Below are 19,283 nucleotides of genomic sequence, written 5' to 3' on the forward strand. Positions count from 1 at the left end.
TGAACAAGTGCTCAGTCGATGGTCCAGGGAGAGGCCGAGGCCCGGGGTATCGCGGACGGCGCGGGCTCGAAGGCCGCGGGGCTCGCGGTGCCGGACTCCGTCGGTGCGAGGGAGGCCAGGGTGGGCAGGGCGGGGCTCTCGTCCAGGCGCCGCCCGATCGTGTCGGCCGGTTCGCCGCCCGGGGCGCCCGGGCCGGTGGACAGCTGCGACCACGCGGTCAGGGCGAGGGCGACCGCGGTCGCCGTGCCGATCACCCGGCCGATCCGCCGCAGCCGGGCCCGGCGGTCCAGGTCACGCCAGCCGGGGCCGGTCCACGGGTCCTCCGGGCGCCACGGCTCACCGACCGTGCCGGCGGCGGGGACGGGCCGGGTGTCCGGGTGCCCGGACGGGCCGGTGGCCGGCGGGCCGGGCCGCCAGCCCGGGGTCCGGTCGCGCGCGGAGGGCTCCCTGGGCGCGGAGGCGCGGATGGCGCGCTCGTCGTCCTCCAGGAAGAGCCGCCACACGTGCTCCGGCACGGGCGGCGTGCCGCCCGGCTCGTCCGGCTCACCCGGTGTGGCGCCGCGGTCCGGCCCCGAAGCGGTCATCGTCCCGCTCTTCCTCTCTCGTTCGGCCCCGGACGGGCCGGGCGGGAGCGGGGTGGGGGCCCGCCGGCGGCCGGTGTGCCGTCCTGTGCCGCAGCACCGTGTCGGTGTCACTCCCGGGCGCCGTACGGCACGCGGCCGCGGACCGGCCCCCGTCGGATCATTGCACAGTGCAAAATAAGATCACCAGGGTCTCCGGCCGCACGGTCCCGCCCGCCGCCGGATCCGGGGCCGGGTGGTCATGGGCGGCGGTCTCCGTCGACCGCCAACCCATGAACGCGCAAAGGCGTCGAGCCGTTCCCGGGTGCGGGTGCGGGGACTTCGGCGCGATAGAAAGGACCCATGCCGGAGCGTGAGATGCCCGTCGGGGGCCTGGACGACGTCGACGCGGTCACCAGGGCCGTACTGGCCGCGTCGCGACTGCTGGTGGCGGTCTCCGCGCGGTCGCTCGCCGAGGTGGAGGAGCGGGTGACGCTGCCCCAGTTCCGGATGCTGATGGTGCTGTTCACCCGGGGCGCCACCAAGCTGGTCGGGCTCGCCGACCACCTCCAGGTCGCCCCGTCGACCGCGATGCGCATGGTCGACCGGCTGATCGCGGCCGGGCTCGCCGACCGGCAGACCAACCCCGGCAACCGGCGCGAGACCCTCCTGACCCTCACCGAGGCGGGCCGGCGCACCGTCGAGCGCGTCAGCGCCCGGCGCCGCGCCGAGGTGGCGGCGATCGTCGAACGGCTCGCGCCGCACCAGCGGGCAGCCCTCGTCGAGGCGCTCACCGCGTTCAGCGAGGCGGGCGGCGAGCCCGCCGGACCGGTGACGGACGACGACCATCCGCATCCGCTGGGCTGGCCGACGGACGTCGCCGTGGCCCGCGAGGTCTGACGCCGGCCGGGCTCAGGGGGCCGCCGGGGACGGAGTGGGCGTCGGAGACGCGGTGTTCACGTTCAGGTCGGGCCGCGGCTTGAGCACCAGCACCTGCTCACCGGGCTGAGGCGGGGGCGGGGTCACCCTCTCCCGCGGCAGCTTCGCCGGGCCGGTCTGCTGGAAGGTGACCTCGTCGTACTCGACCATGCCGGTCTTCTCCAGCACCGTGATGTGGTCCAGGACGGTGTCGTTGGCCAGGTCGGCCAGCTGCCGCACCAGGGTGTTCTTGGTGGACGCCCGGATCTTGGCGATCGCCGGGAAGATCTGACCGTGCGTCACCCGCATGATGTTGACCGCCGACGAGTCGAATGCCTTGCCGGTCTTGGCGTCCACCGTCGCCACGAAGCCCTCCTGCTGCGGCGAGGCCCGGTTGGGCAGTGTGATGCCCAGCTCGGGGGAGATCTCGCGGCACATCGCGTCAAGACCGGCGTGCCCGACGATCAGGTGCTCGCCGGCCGTCTTCATCTCCTTCGTGGTGCCGCGCTCCCGCACCATCTCGCCCAGCGGGTACTCCCACAGCCCGGCGGCCCTGACCTTCACCACGAAGTCCCGGTCGGCCTCGGTGAGCGGCCCGAACTTGGTGCTGGCGATGACCCGGTCCTGATTGCCGTCGGCCTTGTCCAGACCGAGCATGGCCGGAAAGGCCAGCGCGGTGAGGGTCAGGGTCATCGCACCGAACAGGACGACGACTCCGATCCTGCTGCGGGACAGGCGCATGGTGCCTCCAGGGGCGACGCGAGGGACTCGCACTCGTACGGATTCGCCAGGAGGTACGGAAACGGCGGGCGGATCTATCAGCGCCCCGGGCACAAACTTTGGGTTCAGCCGATGTCGGCCCCGTAGACGCGCTCGACGGTGATGGTGAGCAGCACCCGGCGGTCGGCCACCATCGTCGCCCGGTACTCGTCCCAGTCCGGGTGTTCCCCCGAGGCGGCGCGGTAGTACTCCACCAGCGCCTCGACCTCCGGTCCGTGCGGGTCGGTGCCAGGACCGGTGAGCGTGGCGACGCCCTCGGCGGTGGCCCAGGACCTGCCGTCCGGGGCGGTCACCTCCAGCGTGGCCCGCGGGTCCCGGCGCAGGTTGGCGGTCTTGGCCAGCCCGTCGCGGGTCGAGACACGGATGACGTCGGCCTCCGCGTCGTAGGCGGGCATGACGGGCGAGAGCTGCGGGCGGCCGTCCGACTTGATCGTCGCGAGTACGCCGAGCCGGCTCCGGGCGAGCAGGGCGCGGGGGTCGAAGCGCGATGTGGTGGTCATGGTCCGATCATCACCCGCCGCGCCGGGGGCTGTCCCGCGAACGTCCGCCGAACGCCCCGGCCGCGCGGCTCAGGGCACCGAGGGGCCGCCCAGGTAGTCGCCGTCGCGGTCGTAGGGCCAGGCGTTGGCGACGCACCCCTTGAGGCCCTTGATCTGCTGCATCATCGCCGGGGCGGGCCGGCCGGCCCCGGGGCAGGTCTCGTGGCCGTGGCCGATGCGGTGGCCGACCTCGTGGTTGACGATCAGCGCCCGGTACTCGTGGATCGGGCCGTCGAACTCCGGGGAACCCAGCACCCAGCGCTTGAGATTCACCACGACGTCCGTACCGACGCTGCAGTTCACCTCGCCCCGGGTGAGCAGGCCAGCCGCGCCGCAGATCCGGTCGACGGTGCCCGGCGTGGCGATCTTCACCACGAAGTCGTACGAGCCCGTGCTGACCAGCCGGAAGGAGGTGGCCCCGTCCCTCGTCCAGCCCCGGCGGTCGGCGAGCACGTCGGCTATCTCGGCCGCGGCCGCGCTCGGGCGGACGTCGATGCCCTCCTCGACCAGGACCTTGTACCGGCGCACCCGGCTGCCGGTGCCCACGGTCGTGCCGTCGGCCCGCGCGGTGACGAAGGTGCCGGGGCCGGTCGCCGGAATGGCGATGGTGGAGGGCGAGGAAGAGGGCGAGGGCGACGGTGACGCGCTTGCGGACGGTGACGCTGAGGTGCTGGCCGAGGGGGAGGGCGTCCCGGCGGCGTCCAGGGCGTCGGCCACGTCGGCCACCTGGTCGTCCGTCACCGGGGGCCGGGTGTCCTGCCAGTACGCCACCGCGGCGCCCGCGGTGACCAGCACCGCCCCGAGGGCGAGGAGGACCAGGACCACGCGGGCGGATCCGCGGCGCCTGCCTCTGCGGGGGCCGGTCCGGCGGGCGGGGGATCGGCCCACGACGTGCGTCCTCTCTGCTGGTCCGCGGGGCGCGCACGGTGGACTCCCGTGTGCTCGTGTCCCCACAAGATCCAAGCGGAAAGTTGTGCGAAAAACCCACAGATCCCCAAGTGGGTCTTCTCACAGGGGAGTTCGCCCTCCGGCCGCAACCGATCGGTACGCCGTGTCGTCACACGCGCGCCGGGGCCGCCCGGCCGGTGCCGGGCGACCCCGTAGCGGTGCGTGGACGGACCGTCAGCCCGCGGCGGTCCGGTCCCAGCGGTAGAAGCAGCGCGCCATCGCGTCCTTCGGACCGCGCCAGGTCGCCGGGTCGTACGCCGAGACGTACGGCTCCAGCCGCTCGCTGACCTGGCGGAACTCCGGATGCCCGGTCAGCCGGCCGATCGTGGGGGCCGGGTCCTCGTCGCTCTCGATCAGGTGCAGGTACACACCGTCACCGAACTCGAAGAGGCTGCGCCGGTTGACGCCCACCAGGTGCGGCAGCTCGCCGCGGTCGGACTCCGCGAACACCTTCGCGATGTCCGGGGCCGCGCCGGGTGCCATCCGGGCGACGATCAGTGTGTGGTGCATGGGGTGACGCCCTTCGCCGGTGTCGTTCGGGGTCGGTGTCAGTCGGCGAGCACCGACGCGGTCCGCCGCTCGCCCGCCGCCTGCTCGATCCGGTCCCGGATCAGCGCCATCTGCGTACGGGAGTTGCGGTTGATGTTGTCCGTCATCCAGGCGTCGTCCACCGGAGCGTCCGGCTTCATCGCGAAGTCCTGGATCCAGCGCATCAGCACGCCCTCGGCGGTCTCCGCGTACTCCCAGACGATGTTCATGTACTGGAAGGGACCGGTCTCGACCCGCTGGGCGCGGACGGTGCGGGTGACGGGGTCGGCGACCCGCTCGGAGACCCAGCTCCACACCTTGCCGTCCGCGTCCGGGTGCATGGTGAGCCGGAACGTGACGCGGTCGCCGTCGCGCTCGAGCACGTCCACGGAGGCGTACTCGCTGAACAGCCTGGGCCAGCCGTCGATGTCGTTGGTCATGTCCCAGACCAGCTCCATCGGAGCGGCGATGGTGATCTCGTTCTCGGTGTGACCTGCCATGTCACACTCCCGTCTTCAGGGCGCCGTTGATCAGCGCGAGGAAATCGGCGGGCGTCTTGCAGCGCTCGGCCTGCTCGGGCAGGCCCAGGCCGTACCGCTTCTCCAGCTCGGCCACGATGCCCAGCAGGCCGAGGGAGTCCAGGCCGAAGGTGTCGAAGCCGTCGTCGGCCTGCCGGCGCAGGGTCTCCGGTTCGACGTGCACGCCGGCGGTGCGCTTCATCAGCGCGGCCAGCTCCTCGACGGTCACCTGGTAGGCCAGTTGGTCGGTCATGGGGGTGTCCTCCTTCACTCAAGGTGGCGCGCGCCCACACGCGGCGCTCACTCGGATTGGCGTCGGTCGGTCTCAGTGCGCGGACGGCGCGGTGCCGCCCTGCCGCAGGACGAGGGCCGAGTTGGAGCCCATCAGCCCGCGGCTCAGCACCAGAGCGGTGCGCGACTCGGCGGGGCGGGCCCGGCCGGTCACCAGGTCCAGGTCGTGGCTGACCTCCACCACGTGCGGGGTGGGCGGGATCAGCCCGTGCTCCATGGCGAGCACCGCCGTCGCCACGTCCAGCACCGGAGCGGCGCAGTACGCCCGCCCGGTCCCGGTCTTGGGCGCGGTGACCGGCACGCGCGCGGCGTGCGGGCCGAGCGCGTCGGCCAGGGCGAGAGCCTCGGCCCGGTCGGCCTCCGGGACACCGAGGGCGTCCGCGAAGACCACGTCGACCTCCTCGGGCCGGCAGCCCGCCTCGGCCAGCGCGCCCTCGATCGCGCGGGCCAGCCCCTCCCGGGACTCGGCCCAGCGGCCGGCCCCGGTGAAGGTCGCCGCGTGCCCGGCCACCGTCGCCCGCACGTCCGCGCCGCGCGCCCGGGCCGCCCGCTCCTCCTCCACGACCAGCACGGCACCGCCCTCGGCCGGCGCGAAGCCGCAGGCCGCCTCGGTGAACGGACGGTAGGCGCGGTCGGGTTCGGTGGCGCGGCTCAGCTCGGGATAGCCCAGCTGGCAGACGATCGAGTACGGGGCGAGCGGTGCCTCCGTCGCGCCGCAGATCACCGTGTCGGTGCCGCCCCGCACGGCCAGCGCCGCGTGCGCCAGGGCGTCCAGGCCGCCCGCCTCGTCGGCGGCCACGACCCCGCAGGGGCCCTTGAAGTCGTTGCGGATGGAGACCTGGCCGGTGCTGGCCGCGTAGAACCAGGCGATCGACTGGTACGGGCCGACGTACCGCGAGCCCTGGCTCCACAGGTTCTGCAGCTCCCGCTGCCCGAACTCGCCGCCGCCGGAACCCGCGGCGGTGACCACGCCGACCGAGTACGGCGACTCGACGTCCGCCCGGCCGAACCGGGCGTCGGCCAGCGCGAACTGGGCCGCGGACAGCGCGAAGTGCGTGAACCGGTCGGTCTGCACGAGGTAGCGCTCCTCGACCGTCTCGGCCGCCTCGAAGCCCCGCACCTCGCCCGCCACCCGCAGCGGCAGATGGTCGCAGCCCTCCCGCGTGACGGGCCCCAGGCTGCTGGTGCCGTCCGCGGTGGCCTTCCAGTGCGCCTCGACGCCGACACCGTGCGGGGACACCACACCGAGCCCGGTGACGACCGCGCGCCTGGCCCCGTCGTTGGTCCGTTGCCGTCCGCTCATCGCTGCCCTCCTTCGGAACCGGAACCGGAAGCGCTCAGCACGACCGCCGACTGGAAGCCGCCGAAGCCGCTGCCCACCGACAGCACGTGCCGCAGCTTCCGCTCCCGTGCCTCGCGCGGCACGTAGTCCAGGTCGCACTCGGGGTCCGGGGTCGTGTAGTTGGCCGTCGGCGGCACCATCTGGCGGGCCATGGCCAGGACGCACGCGGCCAGTTCGATCGAGCCGATCGCGCCGAGCGAGTGACCCACCATCGACTTGATGGAGCTCATCGGCGTCGCGTAGGCGTGCTCGCCCAGCGAGCGTTTGACGGCCGCGGTCTCGTGCCGGTCGTTCTGCTGGGTGCCGGAACCGTGCGCGTTGACGTAGTCGATGTCCGAGCCGTCGATGCGGGCCATGTCCAGCGCCGTGTCGATGGCCCGCGCCATCTCCAGGCCCTCCTTGGTGAGCCCGGTCATGTGGTACGCGTTGCCGAACGTCGCGTAGCCGGAGATCTCGCAGTACACGTCCGCGCCACGGGCCCGGGCGTGCTCCAGGTCCTCCAGGACGAGCACCGCCGCGCCCTCGCCCATCACGAAGCCGTTGCGGTCGGCGTCGAAGGGCCGGGAGGCGTGCGCGGGGTCGTCGTTGTTCGGCGAGGTCGCCTTGATGGCGTCGAAGCAGGCCATCGTGATCGGGGATATGGGGGAGTCGGCGGCGCCCGCCAGGCACACGTCGACGCGTCCCTCGGCGACCGCGTGGTAGGCGTATCCGACGGCGTCGAGCCCGGAGGTGCAGCCCGTGGAGACGGTCTGCACCGGCCCGCGCACGCCGAACTCCTCGGCGACCGCGGACGAGAGCGTGGCCGGGGTGAACGCCCGCTCCAGGTGCGGCTGGGCCCGCTTGTCGTCCACGTCCCAGCGCTCACCGCGCTCGCTGACCAGGACGTAGTCCTGCTCCAGCCGGGTCGTGCCGCCGACCGCGGTGCCCAGCGTGGCGCCGGCCCGCCAGGGGTCCTGCCGGGTAAGGTCGAGGTTCGCGTCCCGGACCGCCTCCGCGGCGGCCACCAGCGCGAACTGCACGTACCGGTCGCAGCGTTGGGTCGTGGCCAGGCCCAGCCCGTGGTCGGCCGGTTCGAAGTCGCACTCGGCGGCGATCTGCGAACGCAGCCCGGCCGGGTCGAAGAGGGAGATGCGGCGCGTCGCCGTACGGCCTTCGGACAGCAGGCCCCAGAACTGGGACACGCCGATCCCGCCCGGGGCGACGACGCCTATGCCCGTGACGGCCACCCGACGCCGGTTCATGACACCGCCTCGGCCGCCGCGGCGGGACGCTCGTGCGGGATGGCGTTGCCGGCCGCGTCCTCCGTGTCCACGTGGCCCAGCTCCGGCCGCGGGGCCAGCGGGCCCAGGTGGAAGACGAGCCGCGCCTCGACGTCGCCGACATTGCGGAAGCGGTGCCGCATGTCCTGCGGGATCAGCATCCCCTGCCCGACCGAGAGGGTGTGCGGGGCCCCGTCCAGGTCCACCTCGAGGGCGCCCTCGGTGACGTACACGAACTCCTCGGAGTACGGGTGGTAGTGCTCGGCGATCCGCTCGCCGGGCCGCACGATGGCCACGCCCATGAAGCCGCTGGTCGCACCCGCGCTGGTGGGCGTCAGCATGGCGCGGATGTCTCCTCCGCGGCGGCGGTTCGGCGCGACGTCGCCGATCGAGATGATGTTTACCTGCTGGTCTGTCATGTCGTTCACTCCGGGTGACGAGAAGCGGTGGGGGAGGAGGGTGAGGGGCGGGGAGACCACGCGGACCGGCGGGCGCGCCGTCGGGCCGTACCGGGTGCGTGGTGCGGGTGTCGGTCGGTTCGGGAGGGTGGCGCGAAGGAGAGCCCGCGCCGGTGGGGCGTGGTTCAGGCGTCCGACGCGTGCCGGTCGGTCAGGGGTGTCATACGGGCCCGCGCCAGCAACAACGCCAGGGTGCGGGGCTCGCTGAGGGTCCCGTCGACGCCGTACGCGGCGGTGTCCAGGAGCCGCTCGGCGGCCTCGATCACGGCGGCCGCGGCGGCTCCGGCCGACCTGCCGGGTCCGGCGGCGGGCAGACCGAGGACGGCGGAGACGGGCGCCCCGTCCGGGTCGCCGTCCACGTCGACGAGCCGTACGACCAGGTCGTCGCGGTGGAAGACGGTGGCGGCGAGGACCGGGCCGTCCTGGGCCCGCAGGGCGGACGCGTCCCGGTGGGCCAGCAGCCGGGCCAGTTCCGCACCGGCGCCCGGCCGCACCGGGTAGAGCAGCGCGAGCCGCTGCCCGCGTACACCGGCCCGGCCCCCCGACGCCACGTGGTGGACGGCCGGCATGGCGGCGCGGGTGAAGAACTCCCGGGCGGACCGCGGGTCGCGCAGGTCCCGGTCCTGCTCCAGATGCGGGTTGAGAGCCTCCTCGACCGCCCGCACGCCCGGCTGCCGGGCCACGTGCCGCAACGCGGTCTGCAGGTCGCCCCGCAGCTCCACGGCCCGGACGACCCGGTTGCCGTGCATGAAGACCGAGGTGCGCAGCAGCCGGCCGGAGTCGTCGACCTGGGCTGCGGGCGCCGCGTAGTCGGACAGCAGCCGGGCGACGTCGACCTCGCTGCCGGGCCGCACGGTGAAGGTCAGGGCGTGCCGGACGAGGTTGTTCCCGATCCGGGGAGCGGACCGCAGCGCCTCACCGGCCGCGCCGGACGAGGTCTGATCGTCCTCGCCCTCGGTCTCGCGCAGAACGCTGTAGCGCAGGGAGTGGGTGTCCCGGACGCAGTGCTGCAGGGGCTCGACCATGTCGAGGTGCTCGTCGCTGCTGACCCAGCTCAGGAAGGGCTCGGCGGTCTCCCACTCGCTGGTGAGGAGCCATTGGGTGGGGTTGTCGACAGACTGGCACAGCTGATCACTGATATGTCCCGGAACGGCGGCGACCCGGTCGCGGATGCCGTCGTAGGCGTCCAGGAACTCCTGCTGCATTCCGTCGTGGATGTCCAGCATCAGCACGACCCGTACGCGGGATCCGTCGAACGCCGATGTCGATACGCCGTCGGCGTCCGCGGCCGGGGCGACGGGCGTCGTCCCGGCGTCAGTGGTCAGGGCATCCGCCGACACGCCATCCGTTGTTTCGACGGGAGAGACCGTCATCCGGCCCACCTCTTCTCCGGGGAACTTTCTCTGGGACTGGGGGCGATCGTCGCGGCGCACGCCATGGCTCGGGCGGGTACGCCGGTCGCAATAAGCCGATCGTCGGCCGTGCCCGCGAGGACCGCGCGCCAGGAGTGTTAAGCGGGTGAAAGCTCCTCCGCCGCGGGCCTCATCAGGCCGCACGGGGAAGGCATGAGGGCCCCGGCGCACATCTGGCGCGGGGCGAATCACTCGACGACGGTCCCGCATACGAGGACGCCCGTCGGTCACAGCGAGGACGACGTCCGCCCTACCGAACGACGGACGTGTGTCACAACGGAGGACGAATCAATGAACGAAAGAGCCGACCGGTCCGGAGGCGCCGCCGCCCCTGCGGTCCACCGGGTCCCGGTCCTCATCGTCGGCGGGTCCCTGGTGGGCCTGTCGACCTCGGTGTTCCTGGGGCGCCTCGGCGTCCGGCACACCCTGGTGGAGCGCCACGCCGGCACCTCCATCCACCCCCGCGGGCGCGGCAACAACGTCCGCACCATGGAGATCTTCCGGGTGGCCGGCACCGAGCCGGACATCAGGAAGGCCGCCGCCACCCTGGCCGAGAACCACGGCATCCTGCAGACGACCACGCTGGTCGGCGACGAGGGGGAGTGGCTGCTCAAGGAGATGGACCCGGGCGGCGGACTGGCCCGCTTCAGCCCCAGCGGCTGGTGCCTGTGCAGCCAGAACGACCTGGAGCCCGAACTCCTCACCCACGCCACCAACCTCGGCGGTGACCTGCGCTTCGGCACCGAGCTGCTGTCGTTCGAGGACGACGCCGACGGCGTCACGGCGGTCGTGAAGAGCCGGGAGACCGGCGAGCACACCACCATCCGCGCGGACTACCTGGTCGCCGCCGACGGCCCCCGCAGCCCCGTCCGCGAGCAGCTCGGCATCGGCCAGAGCGGCCCCGGCGACCTCTTCCACAACGTCAGCGCCACCTTCCGCTCCCGTCGCCTGGCCGGCGTGGTGCGCGACCGCCGCTTCATCGTCTGCTACCTGACCGGCGAGGACGCCGACGGCGCCCTCCTGCCGGTCGACAACCGCGAGAACTGGGTCTTCCACCTCCCCTGGCACCCCGAACAGGGCGAGACGGTGGAGGACTTCACCGAGGAGCGCTGCGCCGCCCACATCCGCCGCGCGATCGGCGTCCCGGACCTCGACGTCGAGATCACCGGCAAGGCCCCCTGGCACGCCGCCCAGCGCGTGGCCCGCAGCTACCGCTCCGGCCGCGTCCTCCTCGCCGGCGACTCGGCCCACGAGATGTCCCCCACCGGCGCCTTCGGCTCCAACACCGGCATCCAGGACGCGCACAACCTCGCCTGGAAACTGGCCGCGGTCCTGGAGGGCTGGGCGGGCGAAGGCCTCCTGGACACCTACGACGCGGAACGCCGCCCGGTCGCCGAGGCCACCAGCGCGCGAGCCGCGGGCCGCTCGGTGGAACACAGCCACCCGGGCTTCGCGCCGCCGCCGGGGATGACGGGTGGGGGGCCGGGTGCGGGTGGGGGGCCTGGTGGGCCCGGTGGGCCTGGCGGTCCTGGTGGTCCTGGTGGGGCGCCTGGTGGTCCGGGCGGTCCCGGTGGGGCGGTCGGTAGGCCCGGTGGGCCCGGTGGCGCGCCCGGAGGCCCGGGCGGTCCTGGTGGGCCTGGCGGCCCTGGTGGGGCACCCGCCGGCGGCCCCGGCGGCATCCTGAACGTCGCCCTCGGCTACCGCTACCCCCAGGGCGCGGTGGTCGGCGCCGACCCGGCGACCCCGGTGGTCCCGGAGGGCCTCGACCTCACCGGCGCCCCCGGCAGCAGGGCCCCGCACCTCTGGCTCCGCCAGGGCGATGCCCGCGTCTCCACCCTGGACCTCTACGAGGACTCCCTGGTCCTGCTCAGCGACGCCGCCCAGCCCACCGGCTGGCACGAGGCGGCGACCCGGCTGGCGGCCGAGATGCGCATCCCGCTGAAGCCGTACCGCGTGGGCGGCACCCCGGAGGCCGACCTGGTCCAGGACGACGAGGAGAAGGACTGGGCGAAGTCCCACGGAGTGACCCGTGGCGGCGCGGTCCTGATCCGCCCCGACGGCTTCGTCGCCTGGCGCTCCCCGGGCCCGGCCCCGGACCCCGAGTCGATGCTGCGCCAGGTGATCAGGACGGTGCTGGCCCGCCCGTAAGAAGCACGGGAACGAGCACGTGACGAGCATCGAAGGCTAAACGTGGACCACTCCCCACTTGTTTGCTACCGTCTCGACGGCAAGCGAAACGGGGAGTGGTCCCCGTATGTGGGCACTCGACAAGGGGGACGGACACGTGCCGAACGAGGCGAACGGACCGACTACGGCCCTGGTCCTGGGCGGCGGCGGCCTGACCGCCTACGGCTGGGAGGTCGGCGTACTGGCGGGACTGGCCGACGCCGGTGTGCACCTCGGCGACGCCGACGTCCTCGCCGGCACGTCGGCCGGCTCCCTGCTGGCCCTGGACCTGGCGAAAGGCTCGACACCGTCCGCCCTGTACACGGAACAGATCAACCGCGAACGCCCCATGATCGACGTGGACTTCACCCTGTCGATGACGGTCAGGTACCTGTGGGCGTCCCTGCGCTCACGCGACCCGGACAAGACACTGAAGCGCCTCGGCCGGCTGGCTCTCTCCGTACGCGACGTACCGGAGACCGCGGTCTTGGAGGCGATAGGCCCCCACATCCCGGTCCCGGACTGGCCGGAGCGCCAGGTACGCCTCTTCGCGGTGGACGCCCTGACCGGCACCCCCACCGCCTTCACGGCAGCCGACGGAGTCGACCTCCCCCACGCCATGGCCGCCACCTGCGCCCTGCCACCCCTCTTCCCGCCGATCACCATCGGCAAGTCCCGCTGGATGGACGGCGGCGTACGCTCCACGACCAACGCCGACCTGCTCACGGACTGCGCGAGGGTGGTAGTCCTGGCCCCCATCCCGAAGGCCGCGGGCGCCACCCCGAGCGCCCAGTCCCACATCCGGACCCTCACCACCCACGGCACCCGAGCCACCCTCCTGACCCCCGACCGACCCTCCCGCCGAGCCTTCGGCCGCAACCCCCTGAACGCCGCGCGCATCCCGGGCGCGGCCCGGGAGGGACGACGCCAGGGCAGGGAGTACGCGGAGGCGGTCCGGGGAGTGTGGGACGGCTCGGATCCGCAGGGGAAGGAACATTTCCCGGCCCGGTGACCCACCGAAAGAGAATCCGAACATGACAGAAGAAGTCGAACCGACACCCGAACCGATAACCGAACCGCCCCTCTCTCAGGCGCACATCCTCCACAGCGAAGGCGCGGACCCGGCCGTCGACCGATTCGTCCGCGAGAACGCCCGGGTGCGGATGATCGCCGCGTCCGTTCGGTACCGGTAGGCGCGGTCATGTTCGGCGCGGAGTCGCTGAAGGGAGCCGCCGAATTCGCCCGGCGCTACGACAGCGCCGGCTGACGACACAAGCACCGCTCATCGCCTCGGTCGTCACACGGTCGGCGGCGAGCATGGTCGGACAAAAGCGACGTCCGCCCTGGGAGAGTGTCACGCGACGGAACCCCCGTACCCGCCCGTGGCCACCCGCTCAGGAGAACCGACATGCGCACACTCGCGATCACCGAGAACATCACCGTCGACGGCTCGATCGAGATGCTCACCGACTGGTTCGATCCTCAGGCCCAGGGCGAGGTCGACATGGCCGACGTCATGGAGGAGAGCCAGCGGCAGGACAGCCGCGCCGACGCGCTGTTGCTGGGCCGCCAGACGTTCGCGGACTTCCGCGGCTACTGGCCGAACCAGACCGACGACACCACCGGCATCACCGCATACCTCAACCAGGTCCAGAAGTACGTCGTATCCACCACGCTCACCGACCCGATGTGGGACAACTCGACCGTACTGGCGGGCGACCCGGTCGAGGAGGTCCGCGCCCTCAAGGCACAGGAGGGCGGCAAGGACATCGTCCTCACCGGCAGCATCCGCCTGGCCCACACCCTGATCGAGGCCGGCCTCGTGGACGAGTACCGCCTGTTCGTCTACCCGGTGGTCCAGGGCAGAGGCCGCAGACTCTTCCCGGACGGCTTCGAGATCCCCAGCCTCCGACTGACCGACGCGAAGACGTTCCGCAGCGGCATCATCCTGACCCGATACGTCCCGGTGTGAAGCTGTCCCCGACTCTGCGTCCACGGATGTCGAGAACGCGCCCCCGACTCCGTCCCAGGGACGTCACCGGCCACCACCGGCCGCACGACAAGGACGAAAAGGGAGAATAGAGATCATGGCGATTCAGCGAATGGACAACATCGGCATCGTCGTGGAGGACATGGACGCCGCGATCGCGTTCTTCGTAGAACTCGGTATGGAGCTGGAGGGCAGGACGGAGGTCGAGGGCCCCGTCGCCGACAAGTGCACCGGACTCGACGGCGTCCACTGCGACATCGCGATGCTCCGCACCCCGGACGGCCACAGCCGCCTCGAACTGTCGAGGTACCGCACTCCGACGGCAACCGCCGACACACCCCGCAACCGCCCCCACAACATCCTGGGCACCCACCGAGTCATGTACGCCGTCGACGACCTGGAGGCCACAGTCACCCGCCTACGCCCCCACGGCGCCGAACTCCTCGGCGAAATCGCCAACTTCGAGAACACCTACCTCCTCTGCTACGTCCGCGGCCCAGAGGGCATCATCATCGGCCTGGCCGAGCAACTGCACTGAGAGGCAGAATCCGTGCAGGGAGCGCGGGGCGCCAAAGCCTACCTGGCCATCAGTTGGGCTTGTCGACGTAGAACTTGGCCGTGGCGGATTTCCCTGTGGCAGCAGAGCTGCCACGGCGGCCCTGGCAAACCGACGCCTGGACGCATGGATCTTCTTCGCCATTCTGGTCTTCGCCGTGGTCCTGATCGCTTTTGGAACCAGCACGGCCAAGCTGACCGGCGTAGGCGCGCTGGTCGTCGCCTGCGCCGGCGCCTGGTTCCGAAAGGGGCGCACAGGCGGGACCGACCCTGCCCGGACCGACACCGGTACCTTCCGCCTCAAGTTCCTCGGTGTCGAGTACAAGCGCAGTTGGAAGTCCGACGCGACGGATCACGCAGGGGCAAGACCGGCTGATCTCACACATTCGCCGGAGTAGCGCCCCGCGGTGCGGAGACGTCCGGGCGGACAGGATTCGAACCTGCGCACACGGCTCCGGAGGCCGCTTCAACCGGCTGCCAACGTGCTGGTCAGCAGCTTAACCAGGTCAACGTTCCGGGCTTCCGTCCATGAATGGTCCAGAGGTCAGCACTGTCATTGTGACCAGCTCTGACGCACTGTGCTGACGGGAAGAGAAGCGATCACAAGTTGAAGCCCCAAACTGTGAACGGTCCGGAGGTGGGGGTGATCACGCGGTTCAGTCTCGGGTGTCGCCGTGTTCGCGGGAGAAGGCTGCGTTCTCCCGGCCAGGCCATGCGAGCGTGACACCGACCCGTCGACAGAGGTCGACCCACCTGAGCTCGGACGGCTCACGTTCGACCCATAGGACCGCCGAGACTTCCGCGGTGCGGTCGCTGAGCTGGTCCTTATAGTCCAAGACCTGTCCGAGGCCGGCCCGAAGCTGACGGGGCTCATTGGCGCGCGTCAGAGACTTGACCTCACAGACGGTAAGCCGATCTTGGCCATCACGCCAGGCAAGATCGAAGTCGGGATCGGCGACGTCCGGAGACAGAGCTTCCAGCCCGCGGCTCAGCGCCTCCTGAGCCAGTTGATTCTGCAATCTGCGGTGCGCCGACAAGTTGCGGCCCACGAGATCCGGATCCGGGGTGCTCGGGGTTGATGGCGCGGGTGCAACGTCTTCGTCAACAGCAACGTAGCCCTGCCCGACCTTCACCTCCGGCGTGGTGATCGTTGCCCGCACGGGAACGAGGTGGAACCGAATGACCTTCCGGAGAGGACCGCCACCCGTCTCTGGCGCATCCGCCCACGTGAAGGGTTGCTCCTGGTTCAGCGTCCACTCGCCGAGGTAGCGCACCGTTCCGCGGGCCCCGTCGAAGAGACGCAAGCGCTTACCGGTCTCGCGATGCTCCAGGACGGCCTTGTTCCCTCGGGTCATCCTCTGGTCGCCGGACTGGCCTTCGCCGGTGTAATGGAAGGTGCCGTCTTCGTTCCAGGTATCGAAGTAGCCGTGCTGGTGGCCAGAGCTCGGCGCCGTGAAGATCAGGATGTTGTCCGACGTACCGGAGGGCGAGATCCCGTTCTGAGAGCTCCCTCCGTAGCGTGCATGCAGGTCGGTGCGACGAATCGTGTTGCCCGGGTCCAGATCCCATCCCGGATCACCACCCTCCGAGACCTCTATGGCTTCGCGGATGGCCTGCCACTGGTCGGCAGTCAAGCGATGAGGGTTGCCCGCGAAGGGCTGCCGAAGGATCGTCGCGTCGGACATGCGCGCGTCGCTGGCCAGCTGAGATTTCGGCACGCGCAGGTCAAGCCACCTGTCGACCTCTAGAGGCACGAAGTGCTTTCGACCAGGATCGGTCGCCCAGTAGCGAGGATCTAGCTGACCGAACTCTGCAGGGCCTGTGAAGTGGCCGTACGCAGCAACACCCGCGTTGGGTCCGCTCACCCACAGCACGAACTCGTCGCCACCGGCGACCTCCTCCTTGTGCCGGGCAATGGTCCACGACGTCAGGACCCCTCCGTCGCTGCGGTATTCGTCGAGCTTGAACGTTTTCGGGTTGCAGTTCAGAAGCCAAGTAGCCATGTGTCCCTCAGAGTTGATCGCGTGATTGGGGAACTGTAGATCACAGCACTGACAACCGGCGGTGCCACAGGAACAGTCACCGTCCGTCGACGGTTGCATGCCTGGTCATTCGAACTGAGTTACGGGCGCGAAGGCTGCTGGGCGCGTTGGCCAGCCACCCGAGTCTGATGGCAGTTGGCCACAGTCGTGGGGATCTCGTCGGCGCAGGAGCCGACAACTCAGCGTTCGCTGGCCGATGTTGGAGATAGACTGCGGGTCGGGGCCTTGATGTGAGGCTGCTCTGAACGGCGTGTGTCCTGGGGGAGGCATCGTTAATGGGTGACGGCGCTATGGATTCGACCGAGAGTGTGGGAATTTTTAAGCACTTCTCTCACCTGGTTGACCTTAGTAGTGATGTAATTCGATCTTCGACGTCTGTGTGTGGCACATCACTCGGCGCTATTTTGCAGCTCGAAGCTGATATCGGGCTATGGGAAGCTCGAATGGCAGATAGGCCTGAGGCTGGACAGCTTGCTGACGCCCGGCGAGAATTGGGTTTTGCCACGTACGCAGCTTCCTGCGGCTTGTATAGAATGGCCTTCGGTGGCGTTCGCACTTTCTTGGAACTTAGCTTCGCCGCTGTCTACTTTTCTGCTAATGAACTTCATAGGAGGCAATGGGTATCCGATAGGCGTGATTTCTCCTGGTCGGAAGCTCTCGATGAGAACTCGGGCGTCCTCTCGAAGTCCTTTATGCGCGAGTTTTTCGAACATGATGTCGAGGAAGCAGCGGCCTATGCCGCCATGTCTGCCAGGGCGTACCGGCATTGCTCGCAGTTCGTGCACGGGAAACTCGCAGTGACGGATTCTTTGCCCAAGGATGTAAGTTTTTCCAGAGTGGCGCTAGAGGATTGGGTCACGACAGCACGAAATGCTGCACAGTCAGTCCTATTCTTGTTGTACGGGCGCTACGCTTCAGAACTCCTTTCGCGAGACAATGGTCAATTGGGTGCGACATTGGAGCATAGCCTCTCTCATTTGAAGTCGGTTCGAACCGTACTCGGTCTTCCCTTGGAAGGGTAGCGTTGTATGCAGAGTGACATCGTTTATCGCACTGAGGATATTCCTCCGGAAGAAATTCTCGACTATTTGGTTGAGACGGATACAGACCGCCATCTCATTGACGCGCTGAAAGGGCGATCTCCTGTTGTTCTGAAGGGGAGTCGCGGCGTCGGTAAGTCCTTCTTGATGAGAGCTGCCGAGGCGGAGATTCGTCGGGATTTCTCTGAGCTGAAGGTCTTGCCCGTCTATGTCACTTTCGCGCAGGCGAGCCTAATTCGACAAGATACGCCAGACCGGTTCTTGATGTGGATGATGGCTAAGCTGTGCACGAGCATCTTGCGTGCCGCCTCGACGTTTGGCCTGACCCTCCCTGGCGGGTCTGCAATTACTGCGATTCAGGGCAGTTCTGCCATCGGTAATTACGCAGGTATGCAGAAAGTAGAATCAATCTTCGAGACGTCGTGGATGCATGATCAGCAGCAAGATCTGCCTGTGAGCGTACCGGTACCCGAAGTCCTGCGTGACGCCGTGGAAGATCTCTGCCGGTATACGGGAATTAAGCGTGTGGTCGTATTTGTTGACGAGGCGGCCCATGTTTTCATTCCGGAGCAACAGCGCCAGTTCTTCACCTTGATGCGTGACCTGCGGAGCCCGTATCTGACGGTCAAGGCCGCAGTCTATCCAGGCGCTACGTCTTATGGGCAGGCTTTTCAGCCTACGCATGATGCATCGTTGCTATCCGTGGATCGCAACGTGACGGATTCCGAATACGCTTCAGCGATGCGGTCGATCGTTTACAAGCAAGATGGTTCACTCAAAAAACAGATCGAACCGAATGGTGACGTATTTGACACGCTTTCTTATGCTGCCACGGGTAACCCCCGCATCCTGCTCAAGACGCTCCTTATGCGTTCGCCGTTTAATCGGAGGAACGCACAGGAGACGATCAGGGAGTACTATCGAGAAGAGATCTGGAAAGAGCACTCGAACTTGTCGGAGAGGTATCCCGGGCATAGTGGGCTGATCGACTGGGGGCGGAGCTTTATTGAGGACTCTGTGCTACCTGCGCTATTCGCGCGGAATAGCGGTCGGTCCTCGCAGACCTCTTCCTATTTCTGGATCCATCGGGATGCACCCCAGGCTGTGCGTGAAGCTCTGCGTCTGCTCTGCTATAGCGGGATCGTGCAGGAAGGTGACGCAGGAATTCGAGCAACCCGCGGAGAGATTGGTACTCGCTACATGGTCAACTTGGGCTGCATGTTCGCCCAAGATGCGGAACCAATTAAGTTTGGCCAGCACGTCAGGCAGCACTTGTACTTGAAGCGAATGGTTGAGTACGGGGCAAATCACCCGGCATATCGTCCGATCGATAAGTTCGCTCTGGGTAGCGTCGACTCTACAGGAAATCAGGCTCTGGAAGCGCAGCTCGATAGGTCCATCGACTATCTTGATGTGACTAATTTTCAGCGCTCGAAGCTACGGGATGAGCTTGGCTTGCTGACGATTGGTGAGGTCCTAAAGTCTGACGAAGAAGTCTTTAAGCGGGCATACTACGTCGGCACTAAGCGTGCCCGTCAAATGAGAAATGCTGCAGTTACTGCTGTTCTGGAGTATCTCTCCGGCTGACTTCATGCAACTCAGACGACTGCGACCCTAACCTGGCCGGCCACTTCCATCAGTTGATGGCGGCGGCCTGACCCATGCGCATTGCAGATCGGCCTTATTTTTATCAGGTCGATCACGAGGGGCCGACACCATCGGCCAACTGGCCAGTGCCGTCGACTGATAGTCCGTTGAGATTCAGCGTTGGTCGGCATCGTCCGCACCTGTTGGTGCCAGCCGCTGATGTCAGCCGAACCAGCCAGCCTTGACACCGCTTGGCAGCAGTGCCCCAAATCGGCCGTGGCAAGCCAGGTGGTTACTGCGCGTAGATCACGACTAGAAGGATCACCACGAAGCCGACGACGAACCACCAA

At 69.0% G+C, this 19,283-nt stretch carries 19 protein-coding genes; 7 read left to right on the forward strand and 12 right to left on the reverse strand.

All coding sequences use genetic code 11. The features are described 5' to 3' along the window. Positions 1–11: 11 nt before the first annotated feature. Entirely contained in the window at positions 12–584 is a 573-nt protein-coding gene (locus ACFC1X_RS26145) for a hypothetical protein (protein WP_376357488.1), read from the reverse strand. Positions 585–923: 339 nt separating this feature from the next. Here ACFC1X_RS26145 and ACFC1X_RS26150 point away from each other — a divergent pair, with 339 nt between their 5' ends. Further along, positions 924–1,460 carry a MarR family winged helix-turn-helix transcriptional regulator gene (locus ACFC1X_RS26150; protein ID WP_376357489.1) on the forward strand — a complete coding sequence of 179 codons (537 nt, stop codon included), beginning with the start codon at positions 924–926 and terminating at the stop codon, positions 1,458–1,460. A 12-nt stretch (positions 1,461–1,472) separates the two neighbouring features. Here the strand turns inward: ACFC1X_RS26150 and ACFC1X_RS26155 are convergent, their stop codons facing one another. From ACFC1X_RS26155 to ACFC1X_RS26200, 10 genes are all read right to left on the reverse strand, one after another. Beyond that, entirely contained in the window at positions 1,473–2,219 is a 747-nt protein-coding gene (locus tag ACFC1X_RS26155; protein WP_376357491.1) for a DUF4142 domain-containing protein, read from the reverse strand. A 104-nt stretch (positions 2,220–2,323) separates the two neighbouring features. Further along, entirely contained in the window at positions 2,324–2,758 is a 435-nt protein-coding gene (locus ACFC1X_RS26160; RefSeq protein WP_376357493.1) for a PPOX class F420-dependent oxidoreductase, read from the reverse strand. 69 nt (positions 2,759–2,827) lie between these two features. Then, complete coding sequence (locus tag ACFC1X_RS26165; protein ID WP_376357495.1) at positions 2,828–3,685, reverse strand: DUF3152 domain-containing protein; 858 nt, start codon at positions 3,683–3,685, stop codon at positions 2,828–2,830. Positions 3,686–3,919: 234 nt separating this feature from the next. After that, complete coding sequence (locus ACFC1X_RS26170) at positions 3,920–4,255, reverse strand: TcmI family type II polyketide cyclase (RefSeq protein WP_122616215.1); 336 nt, start codon at positions 4,253–4,255, stop codon at positions 3,920–3,922. A 38-nt stretch (positions 4,256–4,293) separates the two neighbouring features. Further along, entirely contained in the window at positions 4,294–4,773 is a 480-nt protein-coding gene (locus tag ACFC1X_RS26175) for an SRPBCC family protein (protein WP_376357497.1), read from the reverse strand. Position 4,774: 1 nt separating this feature from the next. Beyond that, complete coding sequence (locus ACFC1X_RS26180) at positions 4,775–5,044, reverse strand: acyl carrier protein (protein ID WP_376357499.1); 270 nt, start codon at positions 5,042–5,044, stop codon at positions 4,775–4,777. A 72-nt stretch (positions 5,045–5,116) separates the two neighbouring features. Beyond that, on the reverse strand, positions 5,117–6,385 hold the full coding sequence (locus ACFC1X_RS26185; RefSeq protein WP_376357501.1) for a ketosynthase chain-length factor: 1,269 nt from the start codon (positions 6,383–6,385) through the stop codon (positions 5,117–5,119). Continuing rightward, positions 6,382–7,665, reverse strand: a complete 1,284-nt coding sequence (locus ACFC1X_RS26190) for a beta-ketoacyl-[acyl-carrier-protein] synthase family protein (protein WP_376357503.1) — start codon at positions 7,663–7,665, stop codon at positions 6,382–6,384. The genes ACFC1X_RS26185 and ACFC1X_RS26190 overlap by 4 nt, the downstream gene beginning before the upstream one ends. Continuing rightward, the gene (locus tag ACFC1X_RS26195) at positions 7,662–8,102 is read right to left on the reverse strand and encodes a cupin domain-containing protein (protein WP_376357505.1); all 441 of its coding nucleotides are present in this window, start codon (positions 8,100–8,102) and stop codon (positions 7,662–7,664) included. Before ACFC1X_RS26195 ends, ACFC1X_RS26190 begins: the two co-directional genes overlap by 4 nt. A gap of 164 nt (positions 8,103–8,266) precedes the next feature. Next, positions 8,267–9,514 (reverse strand): SchA/CurD-like domain-containing protein, encoded by a 1,248-nt coding sequence (locus ACFC1X_RS26200; RefSeq protein ID WP_376357506.1) that lies wholly within the window; start codon positions 9,512–9,514, stop codon positions 8,267–8,269. Between the two features lie 330 nt (positions 9,515–9,844). Between ACFC1X_RS26200 and ACFC1X_RS26205 the strand changes: the two genes are divergently transcribed. From ACFC1X_RS26205 to ACFC1X_RS26225, 5 genes are all read left to right on the forward strand, one after another. Continuing rightward, positions 9,845–11,701, forward strand: a complete 1,857-nt coding sequence (locus ACFC1X_RS26205; protein ID WP_376357508.1) for an FAD-dependent oxidoreductase — start codon at positions 9,845–9,847, stop codon at positions 11,699–11,701. Between the two features lie 106 nt (positions 11,702–11,807). Then, a complete protein-coding gene (locus tag ACFC1X_RS26210; RefSeq protein ID WP_376357509.1) occupies positions 11,808–12,731 on the forward strand; it encodes a patatin-like phospholipase family protein in 924 nt (307 codons plus the stop codon). A 22-nt stretch (positions 12,732–12,753) separates the two neighbouring features. After that, the gene (locus ACFC1X_RS26215; RefSeq protein WP_376357511.1) at positions 12,754–12,912 is read left to right on the forward strand and encodes a hypothetical protein; all 159 of its coding nucleotides are present in this window, start codon (positions 12,754–12,756) and stop codon (positions 12,910–12,912) included. A 215-nt stretch (positions 12,913–13,127) separates the two neighbouring features. Beyond that, complete coding sequence (locus tag ACFC1X_RS26220) at positions 13,128–13,691, forward strand: dihydrofolate reductase family protein (protein ID WP_376357513.1); 564 nt, start codon at positions 13,128–13,130, stop codon at positions 13,689–13,691. A gap of 115 nt (positions 13,692–13,806) precedes the next feature. Beyond that, positions 13,807–14,247 carry a VOC family protein gene (locus ACFC1X_RS26225; protein WP_376357515.1) on the forward strand — a complete coding sequence of 147 codons (441 nt, stop codon included), beginning with the start codon at positions 13,807–13,809 and terminating at the stop codon, positions 14,245–14,247. Positions 14,248–14,920: 673 nt separating this feature from the next. On the opposite strand, the gene ACFC1X_RS26230 is transcribed toward ACFC1X_RS26225, so the two are convergent. Then, positions 14,921–16,267 carry a hypothetical protein gene (locus ACFC1X_RS26230; protein WP_376357516.1) on the reverse strand — a complete coding sequence of 449 codons (1,347 nt, stop codon included), beginning with the start codon at positions 16,265–16,267 and terminating at the stop codon, positions 14,921–14,923. Positions 16,268–17,334: 1,067 nt separating this feature from the next. Here ACFC1X_RS26230 and ACFC1X_RS26235 point away from each other — a divergent pair. After that, a complete protein-coding gene (locus tag ACFC1X_RS26235) occupies positions 17,335–18,933 on the forward strand; it encodes a hypothetical protein (RefSeq protein WP_376357518.1) in 1,599 nt (532 codons plus the stop codon). Positions 18,934–19,283 lie beyond the last annotated feature (350 nt).

Source organism: Streptomyces sp. NPDC056128 (assembly GCF_042263835.1).
GTDB lineage: Bacteria > Actinomycetota > Actinomycetes > Streptomycetales > Streptomycetaceae > Streptomyces.